The sequence below is a fragment of the Anaerolineae bacterium genome (assembly GCA_011176535.1).
Classification (GTDB): domain Bacteria; phylum Chloroflexota; class Anaerolineae; order Anaerolineales; family DRMV01; genus DUEP01.
Genome location: DUEP01000006.1, coordinates 1 through 14,586, shown reverse-complemented (window position 1 = coordinate 14,586; position 14,586 = coordinate 1). Strand labels below are relative to the sequence as shown.

General features: G+C 63.8%; 12 protein-coding genes and 1 pseudogene. 8 read left to right on the top strand and 5 right to left on the bottom strand.

Annotated elements, in window-relative coordinates:
* Positions 1–29 precede the first annotated feature (29 nt).
* Genes lipA through G4O04_01330 form a run of 4 tightly spaced genes read right to left on the bottom strand, consistent with a single transcriptional unit; the run spans position 30 to position 3,278 of the window.
* Positions 30–974 carry a lipoyl synthase gene (lipA, locus tag G4O04_01345; protein HEY57185.1) on the bottom strand — a complete coding sequence of 315 codons (945 nt, stop codon included), beginning with the start codon at positions 972–974 and terminating at the stop codon, positions 30–32.
* A gap of 32 nt (positions 975–1,006) precedes the next feature.
* On the bottom strand, positions 1,007–1,540 hold the full coding sequence (locus G4O04_01340) for a phosphatase PAP2 family protein (GenBank protein HEY57184.1): 534 nt from the start codon (positions 1,538–1,540) through the stop codon (positions 1,007–1,009).
* Entirely contained in the window at positions 1,537–2,337 is an 801-nt protein-coding gene (locus G4O04_01335; GenBank protein ID HEY57183.1) for an NTP transferase domain-containing protein, read from the bottom strand. The genes G4O04_01340 and G4O04_01335 overlap by 4 nt, the downstream gene beginning before the upstream one ends.
* A 32-nt stretch (positions 2,338–2,369) precedes the next feature.
* The gene (locus G4O04_01330; protein ID HEY57182.1) at positions 2,370–3,278 is read right to left on the bottom strand and encodes a quinate 5-dehydrogenase; all 909 of its coding nucleotides are present in this window, start codon (positions 3,276–3,278) and stop codon (positions 2,370–2,372) included.
* Between the two features lie 139 nt (positions 3,279–3,417).
* Here G4O04_01330 and G4O04_01325 point away from each other — a divergent pair, with 139 nt between their 5' ends.
* The 6 genes and pseudogenes from G4O04_01325 to G4O04_01300 all read left to right on the top strand — a co-directional run bounded on the left by G4O04_01325 (position 3,418) and on the right by G4O04_01300 (position 10,421).
* Entirely contained in the window at positions 3,418–4,338 is a 921-nt protein-coding gene (locus G4O04_01325) for a branched-chain amino acid transaminase (protein HEY57181.1), read from the top strand.
* Positions 4,339–4,522: 184 nt separating this feature from the next.
* A pseudogene (locus G4O04_01320) lies at positions 4,523–6,093 on the top strand (peptide ABC transporter substrate-binding protein).
* A gap of 97 nt (positions 6,094–6,190) precedes the next feature.
* The gene (locus G4O04_01315) at positions 6,191–7,210 is read left to right on the top strand and encodes an ABC transporter permease (GenBank protein ID HEY57180.1); all 1,020 of its coding nucleotides are present in this window, start codon (positions 6,191–6,193) and stop codon (positions 7,208–7,210) included.
* A gap of 42 nt (positions 7,211–7,252) precedes the next feature.
* Complete coding sequence (locus G4O04_01310) at positions 7,253–8,404, top strand: ABC transporter permease subunit (protein HEY57179.1); 1,152 nt, start codon at positions 7,253–7,255, stop codon at positions 8,402–8,404.
* 47 nt (positions 8,405–8,451) lie between these two features.
* Complete coding sequence (locus tag G4O04_01305) at positions 8,452–9,426, top strand: ABC transporter ATP-binding protein (protein ID HEY57178.1); 975 nt, start codon at positions 8,452–8,454, stop codon at positions 9,424–9,426.
* Positions 9,423–10,421 (top strand): ABC transporter ATP-binding protein, encoded by a 999-nt coding sequence (locus G4O04_01300; protein ID HEY57177.1) that lies wholly within the window; start codon positions 9,423–9,425, stop codon positions 10,419–10,421. The genes G4O04_01305 and G4O04_01300 overlap by 4 nt, the downstream gene beginning before the upstream one ends.
* Before the next feature lie 75 nt (positions 10,422–10,496).
* On the opposite strand, the gene G4O04_01295 is transcribed toward G4O04_01300, so the two are convergent.
* Complete coding sequence (locus G4O04_01295) at positions 10,497–13,067, bottom strand: SMC family ATPase (GenBank protein HEY57176.1); 2,571 nt, start codon at positions 13,065–13,067, stop codon at positions 10,497–10,499.
* A gap of 274 nt (positions 13,068–13,341) precedes the next feature.
* Between G4O04_01295 and G4O04_01290 the strand changes: the two genes are divergently transcribed.
* The gene (locus G4O04_01290) at positions 13,342–13,959 is read left to right on the top strand and encodes a ribonuclease H (GenBank protein ID HEY57175.1); all 618 of its coding nucleotides are present in this window, start codon (positions 13,342–13,344) and stop codon (positions 13,957–13,959) included.
* Between the two features lie 121 nt (positions 13,960–14,080).
* The coding region (locus G4O04_01285; protein HEY57174.1) for a GNAT family N-acetyltransferase at positions 14,081–14,586 on the top strand (506 nt) is incomplete at its 3' end.

The window sequence follows — 14,586 nt, the reverse complement described above, 5'->3', positions numbered from 1 at the left end:
GGGGCGTGGAACCAATAAGCCGTCGGAACTCATGCCCGACGGCTGCGCTGTAAGCGACGATGGACGAGGCTCAAGGCCCGCACCTGCTCGGCGGCCCGGTAGGAGGAACGGACCAGGGGGCCGCTTTCCACCCACCGAAAGCCCAGGCTCAGACCGTATTCCTTCAGTTCTTCGAATTCTTCGGGGGTGTAGTAGCGGGCGATGGGCAGGTGTTTGCGGCTGGGCTGGAGATACTGGCCGATGGTCAGGATGTCCACATCCCAGTCGCGTAAGTCGCGCATCACGGCTTTCACCTCATCCATGGTTTCGCCCAGGCCCACCATGATGCCCGATTTGGTCAGCACTTCGGGGTCCATCTTCTTGGCTGCTGAAAGGATGCGCCGCGCCCAGGCGTAGTTGTCCTGCGGTTGCACCGCTTTGAACAACCGGGGCACGGTCTCCACATTGTGGTTGAGGATTTCGGGGCGGGCGTCCATCACGATGCGCAGGGCTTCCAGGCTGCCTTTGAAGTCCGGGATGAGTACCTCGATGGAGCAGCCGGGGACCAGTTCACGGATGCGGCGGATGAGCATGGCGAAGATGGGCGCGCCCCCGTCGCGGCGGTCGTCGCGGTTGACGCTGGTGATGACGGCGTGTTGCAGGCGCATGGCCTTGACCGCCTGGGCGACCCGCTCGGGCTCGCCCCAATCCAGCGGACGGGGCCGACCGTGCAGAATGTCGCAGAAGCCGCAGGTGCGGGTGCACACATCGCCCAGGATGAGGAAGGTCGCCGTGCCGTGGCCCCAGCACACTCCTAAGTTGGGGCACATGGCCTCCTCGCACACGGTATGCAGCGCCTGGCTGCGCATGATTTCGCGCACCTGGCGCACCGTCTCGCCTGTGGGCGCCGGCACGCGCAGCCAGGCCGGGCGTCGTTTAGGTGTGGTATCCAGGGTGGCCGGATTGACGCGCTCTCGTGTGGGTTGATGAGCCATGGGTTTCTCTCGTGGGTGGAGTGGCATTCATTCTACCACAAGGGCCACAGCCCTTGAAGCCACCACATCGCGCCCCCCAGCGCCAGGCCGAGCAGCACCCCGGCCAGCACATCGGAAAGGTAATGCACCCCCATGAGCACGCGGGAAACGGCGACCAGACCACCCCACAGGCTGAGGGCGGCGGCCCAGGGCGGGGGGAGAACGGCCCAGCCCACCAGACCCAGCATGGCCGCCCGCGCCGCGTGGCCCGAAGGGAAAGAATGGGGGTCGGTTTTGCGGTAAAGGGTACCCCATTGCCCCTGGGGACGCTGGCGGCGGAAGAGTACCTTGAGCAGGCCTACCGTGGCCGCGGTGAGCAGCACCCCGGCGAGCAAGGTCCATCCGGCGTGGCGCCAGGCGCCTTTGCTGAATAGCCCCAGGGCCAGGGGCAGCAGCACCCACAGCCAGCCGTCGCCGGTGTGGGAAAGCCAGCCAAAGCAGGTGGTCAGCCAGCCCGGACGGTGGTCCAGGCGTAACCGTTGGGAGATCCGCTCGTCCCAAGTCTGCCAGCGTTCCACGGTCGTCACCCTCCCGAAGCCTCCGGGGAAGCAGGGCCCCTCGCCGACAAGGCCTGCCGCATCAATTCGACTTGATGGGGCTTGTCCACATCCATCCCCAACTCGGCGTAGGGGGACAGCAGGAGTTTGCCGCGCACGCCTAACCGCCGGGCCGCCAGGCGCACCGCCTCGTCCACCGTGAGCTGACGAAAAAGAAGTTTCACCACCAGATCCCAGCCCAATATCTGGGCCTGCCTGAGCGGGTTTTTGCGCGCCGCGATGAGCCGTTCCCAGATTTCGGTGTGGGTTTCGGCCAGAGAAGTGCGCACCACCTGCATGTCCCCGCCGCACACTTCGGTGTCCTTCAGGCGCAGGTAGGTGCGGCGCGACGCAGGGAAGCGGCGTTCTATCACCTCACGGGGGACGACCAGGTAAGCCAGGTCGAAGGGCTCGCCGTCCAGCGCATGGGCGATGACCCATTCCACCATCTCGGCCGTGATGCCGGGGATGTCGCCGGAGACCAGCAGGGTGTACTCGGCCGTGGGGTTGAGGCGTCGCACCTCGCGCAGTCCGGCCAGGATGTTGGGGAGCAGGCCGCCCTGTCCGGGCAGCAGGCTGCTCATTTTGGCGGCCTGGAAGCCGGTCAGCGCATCCAGCCCCACGACGATGAGGCGTTCGACCGAGGGGGCCGCTTCCAGGGCGTCCAGCACCCATTGCAGCATGGGCTTGCCGGCGATGTCCAGCAAAGCCTTGGGGCGGCCCTGGGTGTAGTCGTAGAGCGGGTCTTGTGGCTCCACACCACCGCCGGCGAGTACCACAGCGTCCATCGCTCTTCCTCCGGGTTGGGGGCATGGCGCCCTCAGTTCAGTTCGTGCAGTTGGGGCTCCATGTGCAGTTGCTCCAGCAGGTCGTTGATCTCTTCTGGGGTCAGGGGGCGACCTTTTCCGGCCAGGGCCATCAGGGCCGCTTCCATCAGATTGGTGCCGAAGGAGCGGCCATCCAGCACAGGGGTGCTGGTGACCAGATATTTTACCCCGGCCTGGCGAAAGCGCTCCACATCGTCGGGGGTGGTGGTGTTGGTGGCGATGATCTTGCCGTCCAGGCGGTGGGGCATGTGACGTTTGATGTAATGGCAATCGCCGGCGATGACTGTGGCCCACTGGTAGTATTTGCCCCACTTGGGGATGTGTTTCTCCTGCGCTTCGCCGGTGGGGTAGAGCCAGTGGAAGGGCAGGCGCCCCACGATGGGGCCGATGACGGCGGCCAGGCGTTGCACTGCCTGCGGGGTGCGCAACGGGATGGGCAGGCCCAGACCGAACATTAGGTCGCCGTAGACCACTTCGTAGCCGGCCTCGTAAAAGGAAAGGGCCATGCCCCAGCGGTCGGCGGCCGAGGTGACCAGGGCTTTTTTCCCGCCATGCTCGCGCACATAGTCGCCCAGGTGCTCGTCGATGAAAAAGGCCAGGCGATACTCTAGGGTGTTTTTCAGACCGCCGCCGTCCACAATGGGCGTTTGACGCACAAAACGCACCATGGGCTGCACGGAGTAGAGGGGATACCATTTGTCGCCCACGCGCAGCCCCAGGTCGGTACCCCCAACGCCAAAAGCGTCCACTTTGCCGTCCAGTTCGCGATAAAGTTGGGTGGCTTTCTCCATATCACCGTCGGTGCCGATGCGCTCCAGGATGATCTTTTCGCCCAAAAGTTCAATTTCCACCCGTTTGTTGCGCTTGGATGAGCCGATGCTGATGCTGACCACATGTTTCATGGCAGGTCTCCGGGGGGATGAGTTGGGAAGAAGACAAATTTTAGTATACCGCGAAACGCGGGAGGGGTTGGGTTGTTGTATAATGAAACCACCGAGAAGTTTCTCGAATACTCCACCCGGAAGGAGGCCAGCCGTGACACTGCCCAAGTATGCTTTCTTCAAAGGCAAAATCGTGCCTTATGCGGAAGCCAAGGTGGGGGTGCTGACCCATGCGTTGAACTACGGCACTTCGGTTTTCGGCGGAGTGCGGGCGTATTGGAACGATGAGGAAGAGCAGTTGTATCTCTTCCGCCCTTATGACCACTATCGGCGCTTTCTGCGTTCGGCTAAACTCTTGCGCATGGAGTTCGACTACACCCCTGAAAGTCTGACCGAAATCACCAAAGAGTTGCTGCGGGTCGAGGGGCATCGGGAGGATGTGTACATCCGCCCGCTGGCCTTCAAAGCCGACGAAGCCATTGGCGTCAAGTTGCATGGGTTGACCGATGAGATTTCCATCGTGTCTTTGCCCTTTGGCCGGTATGTGAGCAACGACACCAACGCCCATGTCACTATCTCGGGCTGGCGACGGATTGACGACAACACCATCCCCGCGCGGGGGAAGATCGGCGGGGCCTATGTGAACTCGGCGTTCATCAAGTCCGATGCCCTGTTGGCCGGGTTCGATGAGGCGCTGGTGCTCACCAACGAGGGCCATATCTCCGAGGGCAGCGCGGAGAATGTGTTCATCGTGCGGGATGGGGTACTGATTACGCCGTCGGTCACCGAGAACATCCTGGAGGGCATCACYCGYCGCACGGTGMTCCAACTGGCCAAAGAGGAGTTGGGGATCCCGGTGGTCGARCGGCCCATTGACCGCACCGAGGTGTACATTTGCGAYGAGTTGTTCCTCACGGGCACGGCGGCTCAGGTRACGGCGGTGACGCGGGTGGATTTCTACCCCGTGGGCAAYGGCGAGATGGGCCCCATCACCGCTCAGTTGCGCGAGTTGTACAATCAAGTGGTGCGGGGCAAGCAYCCCAAGTACCGCCATTGGAATGTRCCGGTGTACGAGAAGTAGCCTGGAASGSGGTGGAGCGTTTGTCAGCCGAGGGNNWGGCCNNRCCCTCGGCTGTTGTTTTGCCTNGGGGYGTTYGTGAACRAAGCGYAAAAAACGWGGGTTGGACSGTTGACTTTKGYGGCGTAGGYTGTATAATGTARYGCGTCCYGYATTTCGYCCTTTTCGATGGAAAGGAGGAGGTTCTATGCGTAAGAAATGGTTTTGGTTGTTTGTTGCGTTGATGGTGGCTGCGCTGGCGCTGGGCGCCTGCGCCAAGGCCACGCCCACGGCAGCCCCGCAGGCGGAGAAGACTGAGGCTCCCGTTGCCGAGCCAGTGACGATCATCATTGGTACGACGGATAAGGTCACCGACCTTGATCCGGCCAACGCGTATGATTTCCACACCTGGGAAATCTTCCATAACACGATGGACACCCTGCTCCATTACAAGCCGGGTACCACCGACCTGGAGCCGGGCCTGGCCGAGTCCTACGATGTTAGCGACGATGGGTTGACCTACACGTTCCACCTGCGCAAGGGCTTGAAGTTCAACGACGGGACGGACTTCAACGCCCAGGCGGTCAAGTGGTCCATCGATCGCGTCTTCAAGATCCAGGGTGATCCCAACTGGTTGGTCACCTCCTTCGTGGACCATGTGGAGGTGGTGGACGACTACACGGTGAAGTTCGTCTTGAAGAAGGCGGTCAACTACTTCTGTTGGTGGCCACCTATCCCTATGCGCCCATCAGCCCCAACTGCTATCCGGCCGAAGAGATCGCTTCGGATAGCACCTGCGCGGGCATTGGCCCCTACAAGATCGACAAGTGGGTGCGCGATGTGGAGATGGACCTGGTGGTCAACCCCAACTGGTACGGCGCGCCCCCCAAGGCCGACAAGATCATCGTCAAATACTTCGCCGACGCCACTACCATGCGCCTGGCCCTGGAGAACGGGGAAATCGACATCGCCCTCAAGAGCCTGAACCCCACCGACTATGCGGACCTGAAGAACAACCCGGACATCCAGGTCATCGAGGGCCCCGGCGCTCAGATTCGCTACATTGTCTTCAACCACAAGATGGCCCCCTTTGACAACAAGCAGGTGCGCCAGGCCATCGCCTACGCGGTGGACCGCCAGGCCATTGTGGACAAAGCCTTCCAGGGGACGCATGACCCGCTCTACTCCATGGTGCCCATGGGCATGTGGAGCCACATCGACGCCTTCCCCCAGCGGGACCTGGACAAGGCCAAGGCGCTGCTTCAGGAGGCCGGCTATAGCACCGACAACCCGCTGGAAATCGACCTCTGGTGGACGCCCACCCACTATGGCGACACCGAGGCCGATGTGGCCCAGGTGGTCAAGGAGTCCCTGGAGGAGACCGGCATGATCAAGGTGAACCTCCAGAGCGCCGAGTGGGCCACCTACACCGATCAGTTCGGCTCCATGGGTATGTTCCTGTTGGGTTGGTACCCGGATTACATGGATCCGGACAACTACACCTACCCCTTCGCTGCCTCCGACGCTTCGGATGACATCGGTTCCTACTACGCCTCGGAGCAGATGGATGCCCTGTTCCAGCAGGAACAGTCCGCCTCCGATTTGCGCGGCGCTGAGCGCCAGAAGGTCTTCGAGGACATCCAGAAACTGTGGGCCGAAGACATCCCCACCCTGCCTTTGACCCAGGGCAAGTTGCAGGTGGCGGCCCGCAGCAACATCTCCGGCATTGTGCTGGATCCGGTGATGCTCAACCACTATTTCCTGTTCGAGAAGAAATAAGCCAGCATGGCTGAACCGGGGGAGGGTGAACTCCCTCCCCCGGTTTTTCCTTGCCCCGACTTCTTCATTTCCCCCAACCCCCTTGCGGTAAACGCCTATGCGCTCTCTTGGACGATATCTGCTCATCCGTACCCTGCTGACGATCCCCATGATTTTTGTGTTGGTCACCCTGGTCTTCCTCATTCTGCGGGTGATGCCAGGGGACCCCGTCAAGGCGGCCATTCGACCTGGGGCGCCGCAGGAGTACATCGACGAGATCCGTCACACCCTGGGACTGGACAAGCCCCTCTATGTGCAGTATGGTGAATATCTGTGGGATCTGCTCCATCTGGATTTGGGGACCACGCTGAGCCCCGTGCGTGGGCAGTCGGTTGCCCAGCAAATCTGGGACCATTTCCCGGCCACGCTGGAACTCTCTCTGGCCGGGATGCTGGTCACCGCCGTGGTGGGGATCGGCTTGGGAGCCTATGCCGCGCATCACCGACGCTCGCCGGTCGATTACGGCTTGCGGTTGTACGCCATCGTGGTGTACGCCATCCCGGTCTTTTGGCTGGGGCTGATGATGCAGTTGATCTTCGGCGTTTGGCTGCGCTGGCTGCCGGTGGCTGGCCGCATCAGCAACCTCAGCATGGCCCCCGAGCACATCACCGGGTTGTATGTGGTGGATAGCCTGCTCACACGCAACTGGCCGGCGCTCAAGGATAGCCTGTTTCATCTCATCATGCCTGCGCTGACCCTGGGCCTGTATCTCTCCGGCATCTTTGTGCGCCTGACCCGTTCGAACATGCTTCAGGTGTTGAAACTGGATTTCGTCACAGCGGCGCGGGCGCGGGGCGTCCCGGAGCGCACGGTAGTGTATCGCCATGCCCTGAAGAACGCCCTTATTCCGATTATCACCATGTTGGGCCTGCAGTTCGCCCTTTTGCTGGCCGGGGCCGTGCTCACCGAAAGCACCTTTTCCTGGCCGGGTTTGGGGCGCTTCCTGGTGGAGCGCATCACGTACCGCGACTTCCCTTCCATCCAGGGCACGGTGGTCATTTTCGCCGTGCTGGTCGCCAGCGTGAGCCTGCTGGTGGATGTCATCTACGCCTGGATTGACCCGCGCATTCGTTACTAAGCGAATGCGCCTGATCGCCCTTGTGAGGATAGAGACCCAGCGATGAAGACGACCGACGCAAAGCACCCCGTGGAACCTACCAGCCTCTTGGGCCGTTTGCTCCATGGGGCCTACTGGTACGGCGCCGAATGGTACTGGACGGTTACCGGGGGCGTCTTGCTGCTGCTCATCATCCTGATCACCCTGTTGGCCCCGGTGCTCAGCCCCTTTGACCCCACGGTGAGCGCCGGCGGGCCTTTTGAACCCCCTGGCGGTGGCCGGGTGGTGCTGCTGGCCCCCCAGGGCAGCGGCATCACCTCGCTTGAAGGCATCACCGTGGCCGCCTATTACAACACCACCGCGGCGCTGCTCGCCGAGGAGCGCGGCCTTTCTCTCAAGCGCTTCCAGGTGGACAAGGACCTGTTCGAACAGGTGCGCGCCGGGAAGGCTCAGGCCGTATTGTTTTCGGCGCGGAAGGCCCCAGAAGCCCTGGCGGCCAACCCCGACTTCGTTCAGGTGGGCGGGCCCTTTGGGCCCCGCTTCTGGCTGGGCACCGACAACCTGGGGCGCGACATCCTCAGTCGCCTCATTTGGGGCGCGCGGGCCGTGTTGACCGTGGCCATCCTCTCGGCCCTCTTTTCCGCGCTGGTGGGCGTGCCCCTGGGCCTGCTTTCCGGCTTTTTCGGCGGGCGCTTCGACCGGGTGCTTTCCCTGATCATGGACAGCATCTACTCCTTCCCCGGCCTGATCCTGGCCATCGCCGTGGCCGCTGTGCTGGGGACCGGGGTGATCAACATCGCTATCGCCATCGCGGTTGTATACATCCCCACCTATTTCCGCATGACTCGCTCCCAGGTGCTCTCTATCAAAGAGGAACTCTATGTGGAAGCGGCGCGCGCCCTGGGGTCCCGCAAACGGGAAATCCTGGGGATGTACATCTTCCCCAATGTGGTGCCCACCCTGGTGGTGGTCTTCAGCCTCAATGTAGCCGACGCCATCCTCACCGAGGCCGGTCTGGCTTTTCTGGGCCTGGGGCTGCAACCGCCCACCCCGGATTGGGGCTTCGACCTGAACAAAGGCAAAGCCTACCTGCCGCGGGGCTACTGGTGGCCCATTACCTTCCCCGGCCTGATGATCACCCTGGTGGCGCTGGGCTTCAGCCTGCTGGGCGAAGGTTTGGGCGAACTGCTCAACCCCCGCCTCACAGAGGAATAGCCATTCGCTAACCAGTCCTGATCCCCAATTCTTGACACCTGACGCCCATGGAACCCTTACTGCAAGTCGAACACCTGACCGTGACCTACGAGACCCGCCTGGGGCCAGTGCGGGCCGTGGATGATGTGAGTTTCACCCTCCACCGGGGCGAAGTGCTGGGCCTGGTGGGCGAGAGCGGCTGCGGCAAGTCCACCCTGGGGATGGCCTTGCTGCGCATGGTACGCCCACCGGGGCGCATCACCGGGGGGCACATTCTCTTCCAGGGCCGCGATTTGCTGCAGCTCTCCGAGGAGGAGATGCGCCGCCTGCGTGGCCGGCATATCTCCATGGTCTTCCAGGACCCGATGACCTCTCTCAACCCCCTGCAGCGCATCGGGGACCATATTGTGGAGACCATTCGCGTGCACGAGCCCCAGGTTTCCAAACAGGAGGCCTGGGAGCGGGCCGCGCACCTCGTCCAGCGCCTGGGCATTTCCCCCGACCGGCTCAAGGATTACCCCCACCAACTGTCGGGCGGGATGCGCCAGCGCATCATGATCGGCATTGGTCTGGCGTTGAACGCCGACCTCATCATCGCCGACGAGCCGACCACCAGCCTGGATGTCATCGTGGAGGCCCAATTCCTTGACCTGCTGCGCGAGTTGCGCGAGGAGTTCAACCTCACCCTCATCCTCATCACCCACAACATCGGCATCGTGGCCGAGTTGGCCGACCGGGTGGCGGTGATGTACGCCGGACGGATGGCGGAGATCGGCCCGGTGCACGACATCTTCCACCGCACCCTGCATCCCTACACCCAGGGGTTGCTGGCCTCCGTGCCGAGCATTCGCCTGGAAGACGGTTTGGAACTGGCCACCCTCTCTGGCGCGCCGCCCAGTTTGCTCGACCCGCCGCTGGGGTGTCGTTTCCACCCCCGTTGCCCGCAGGCCATGCCGGTCTGCGCCCAATACGTGCCTCCCTGGCAGGAAGTCCACCCCGGCCATGGCACCGCCTGCTGGCTGTACACTGAGGAGGACGCATGACCGAACGGCAGCCTCTGGTCTCCGTACGCAACCTGAAAAAGCACTTCCCCGTGGCGCAGAGCCTGGTGGACAAATTAATGGGCCGGAAGGGCCTGGCCGTGCGGGCCGTGGACGGTGTGGACTTTGACCTCTACCCCGGCGAAACCCTAGGCCTGGTCGGGGAGTCCGGTTCGGGCAAGACGACCACCGGGCGCCTGGTGCTGCGCCTGCTGGAGCCCACCGAGGGCGCCATCCTTTTCGATGGGCAGGACATCACTCACCTGCCCGAAGAAGAACTGCGCCCTTTGCGCCGGCGGATGCAGCCCATCTTCCAGGACCCCACGGCTTCCCTGAACCCGCGCATGACCATCGGACAGGCCATCGCCCACGGCCTGCGCATCCACAAACTGGCCCAGGACGCTGAGGACGAGCGCCGTCAGGTGCTGGACATCCTCGCCAAAGTGGGCCTAACCCCGCCTGAACAGTTCATCAACAAATACCCCCATCAACTTTCCGGCGGCCAGCGTCAGCGGGCGGTCATCGCCCGCGCCTTGGTGTTGCGGCCCGACCTGGTGGTGGCCGACGAACCCATTGCCATGGCCGATGTCTCCGTGCGGGCCGTGCTGCTCCAACTCATGCGCGACCTGCAAAAAGAGTTCGGCCTCACCTACCTCTTCATCACCCACGATTTGGCCACGGCCAAGTACATCTGTGACCGCATCGCCATCATGTACCTGGGGAAAATCGTCGAGATTGGGCCGCTGACCCAGGTGTACGGCAATCCCCGTCACCCTTACACCGAAGCGTTGCTGGCCGCGGTCCCGGTGCCGGACCCCAACGCCCGCCGGGAAAAGCCGCTCCCCAAAGGGGAGATCCCCAACCCCATCCATCCCCCCTCGGGATGTCGCTTCCACCCGCGCTGTCCGCTGGCCGAGGGGATTTGCCGGACCCAGGAGCCCCAACTGCACCCAGTGGAGGGTGAACCGGACCACTGGGTAGCCTGCCATTTCCGTTAGAGATTGCGGTTCCCCCGCGCCAGAAAGCCACCCGGCCCAGGATACACTCCCGGGCCGGATTTTCGTTCGCTCCCTTTACTGCGTCACCACCCGCACGCGGGAGCCGTTGGGCGTCTTTTCGACCTCGATGCGGTATGGGAAGGCCTCTTTGAGTTCCTCGATGTGGGTGATGACCAGGATTTTGGCGAAGTCGCTGCGGATGGTGTGGATGGCTTCCAGCAACCGCTGCCGCCCCTGGGCGTCCTGGCTACCGAAGCCTTCGTCGATGACCAACGTTTGCAGGCGCGCCCCGGCGCGGCGGGCCAGCACCTTGGCCAGCGCCACGCGGATGGCGAAGTTGACGCGGAAGGCCTCGCCGCCGGAGTACATCTCGTAGTCGCGGACCCCGTAGCGGTCGCTGATCTGGATGTCTAAGGTTTCCTTGAGGTCTTCCCGCCGTTTGTCTTTGTAAGGCCGCTGGGTGACGAAGCGCACCTGCAAAGCCCCGTCGGTCAGCCGGTCGAGCAGGGCGTTGGCCTCCTCCTCGATGTGCGGCAGGATTTGCTCGATGAGCAACGCTGGAACCCCGTCGCGGCCAAAGGCCTGTTCGAGCAGTTTGTATTCCTCGATGCGCCGGGCCAGTTCGCTGCGCTGGGCTTCCAGGGTGCGCCGCGTCTCCTTCAGGCGCTCGATGGTCGCCACCCGCTGTCGGGCTGCGGCCACGGCTTCGCGCAGGCGGTTTTCCTCGATTTGCTGGCGGGTGAGGTCGTCTTCCAGGGCGTGCAGGTCGGGCAGAGAGGCCTCCGCCTCGGTCAGGCGTTGGGCCGCCTCCTGGTAGGCGGCCTGAGCCTGGGTGGTTTGCTCCTGCTGGCGGGTGAGGTCACGCTGCAGGTCGGCCAGTTCGCGCTCCAGCGTTTCCAGCCGGGCCTGCGCCTGCTCCAACTGGCGCAACTCTTCACCCGCCTGGCGCAGGCGTTGCTCCTCCTGGCGCAGTTGCTCGTGGGCCTGGGCGTCGTACCCTAAGGCGCGCAGTTCCTCTTCCAGCGCCTGAAGCGCCTGGCGGGCTTCCTGGGCGTAGGCCTCCTGTTCCAAAAGGCGCTCCACTTCGCGCAAGCGAGGGGCGCCCTGGGCTGCCCACTGGGCCACGGTGGCCTCGGCCTGGGCCATCTGGGCCTGCAGGCGCTCGCGTTGGGCGGCCAGGGTGCGCTCCTGGGCTTCTACCTGGGCCAGGTCCCGCAGGTTCTGCTCCACCTGCCGGGCTTCCTGTAGCCGTTCCTGATACTCGGCTTTGAGCGCCACAAAGCGTTGCCGCAGGCCCTCTAACGCCGCGTCCAGTTCGGCCAGCATCTGCTCGCGGTGGTCGGGGGTCAGGGGCTGGCCGCACAAAGGGCAGTGGGACGCCTCAGGCACCAGGCTTTCCAGTTGCTCTTTACGCTGGCGGTGCTCTTTGCCTTCGCCCTCAATGCGCGCCAACTCGGCCTGAAGGTGGGCCAGGCGCTCCTGGAGGGCCTGCTGTTGGGCCTTCAGTTCCTCGCGGTGGGCCAGTTGGGCCAGGAGTTCCTTATGCCGGGTGTCCAGGGCTTTGGCCTCGGCCTGCCAGGCGTGGCGCTGCTCTTCCAGGGCCTGGATTTCCGCCCGGCGGGCCAGCAGGGTCTCGCGCTCCTGTTCCAGCCGGGCGCGGGCCTGGGCGATGGTCTGGCGGTGGCCTTCCAGGGCCTGCCGCTTGGTGGCGTACTGGGCGGCCCTGGTTTCCCATTCGTCCAGTTGAGCGCGAACCTCGCGCCAGCGTTGGTGTTGCTCCCGAATCTCCTGGGCGCGTTCCAGCAGGTGCGCCCAGCGCTCCCGCTCGGCCTGGCGGGCGTTCAGGCGCTCCTGCAGCCGGTTCAGGGTGGCCTGGTGGGTTTCCCATTGCTGCTGCAGTTGGGCCACCAGGCGGCGTTGGGCTTCCAGGGCGGCTTGCTGCTGCTGGGCGGCTTGCAGCGCCTTTTCCTGGGCCTCGCGCTGGGCCGTGGCATGAGTCAGTTGGCGCTCCAGGTCGGCCTGCTCTCGCCGGTATTCGTCCTCATGGGCGATTTCGGCGGCCACTTCGGCCAGGCGGCCTTCCAGGTGCTGCAGTTCTTCCTCGACCTCGCGCCGACGGGCGCGGGCGGCCTCGCGGTAGGCGTCCCATTCGGTGAGGCCCAGGATCTGCGCCAGCACCTCCTTGCGCTCGGCGGGCCGCAAACGAGCGAAGTTGTCGGCCCGATTCTGCAAGAAGTACGAGGCGTTGACGAAGGTGTCGTAGTTGATGCGCAACTCCTGCTCGATGCGCGCCTGGGTCAGGCGCATCTTGCGCTCGGCCAGGGATTTCCAGGAGCCGTTCTCTTGCAGGATGGCGAATTCCAGCAGGGTGCTTTTCCCCCGGGGTTTGACCCGCCGCACCCGGTAGCGATGGCCCTCGTACTCAAATTCCAGGGCCACCTGCGCCATATCGCTGGCTGTGTTGATGAGCGCATCGTCGCGCCGGCGAGCCTGGCCGAACAGCGCCCAGGTGATGGCGTCCAGCAGGCTGGACTTGCCCGCCCCGTTGGGCCCGCTGATGCAAGCCAAGGTGATGGGGGTGAAATCGATTTCCACCGGTTCCCGGTAGGACAGGAAGCCTTCCAGTTGCAGTTTGAGCGGAATCATGAGCGCCCCTCAGCATAAGAGCCTATCTGGAAGATCACGGTTGATGTCATTGCGAGCCCCGAGGAGGTGAAGCAATCCCCTCCTGATGGGGGGTGGGAGACTGTTTCGGCGGCTGCGCCGCCTCGCAGTGACACACCTGTACGGTTTTTTCCGACAGGTACTAAAGTGCTCGTCGTCCTGCTGCGTTTGATTGTGCCATGAAGGGGAGGTTTTGTCCAGGTGGCGCATGGTTTGGAAACCGGGCAACCACCGCCGAGGCGAGTATAATGAGCCTATGGATACAAAATGGTATGTGGTGTGGAAAGGGCGCCGCACGGGGGTGTTCTCCTCCTGGGAGGAGGTGCGCCCCTTGGTGGAGGGCTACCCCGGCGCGCAGTTCAAGGCCTTCCCCACGCGGGAGGAGGCCGAGCGGGCCTTGCAGGCGGGCTACGCAGCCCACGCAGGGAAACCGGCCACCTTGGGGCGCTGGCGCACGGCCCCGCATCCGCCCCAGGTGCCCAGCGTGGTGGTGGACGCCGCCGCTTCGGGCCCCCGCGGGCCGATGGCGTATCGCGGCCTGCGCCTGGACACGAGCGAGATGCTCTTTCAGCGCGGCCCTTATCCTGTGGGTACGGTGAACATCGGCGAGTTCCTGGCCATCGTGCACGCCCTGGCCTGGCTGCATCAGCAAGGCCTGGGCTGGCCGGTGTATTCCGACTCGCGGACGGCCATCCGCTGGGTGAAGCAGGGCCGTTGCCGCACCCGGCTGCCCCGCACGCCTGAAGCCGAGGCGGTGTTCGACCTCATCGCCCGTGCCGAGCGCTGGCTGGCCGAACACCCCCGGCACAACCCGGTGCTCAAGTGGGATACCCGCGTCTGGGGGGAGATTCCGGCCGATTTTTATCGGAAGTAAGTTTGGAATGCAAAACAAAACATGAGGAAAGGCAAAGACAAGATCGGTAAAAAAGGTTTTTCAATTATCGCTTGACAATGTTTATGCGTCGGTGTGCAATCTTGTCGCTGCGAGGGATACTTTGACAACCCAAGGCTTTGTTCCCACGGGACGCCTGCGGCCCCTGGATGTGCAACGCGATTTGCTGGCTGTGGCGGACCTCATCGCCCTGGCCTTTGGGGAACGCCTGGACGCCGAAGGCCATAGCCTGATCCGCCACATGCGGCAGGCCGCCCGGGATCGGCGTTTTCTGCGCTGGGCGGCGCGCCAGGGCGAAATCCGAGGGATGCCTTTGAGCGGCTATGTGTGGGAAGAAGAAGGCCGCATCGTGGGCAACCTCAGCCTGATCCCCATGGGACGCGGCCGGCGCCGGGTGTATCTCATCGCCAATGTGGCCGTGCATCCGGCCCGCAGGCGCCAGGGCATCGCCCGCCAACTGGTGCGCCGGGCCCTGGAGCACGTCCGCCAGCGTCGCGTCACCCAGGTCTGGCTCCAGGTGGATGTGGACAATCGGGGCGCCGTGGCGCTTTACGAGGCGCTGGGTTTTCGTGCGCGCCATCGCCGCCGTTTGTGGCGCTGGGTGGGCCT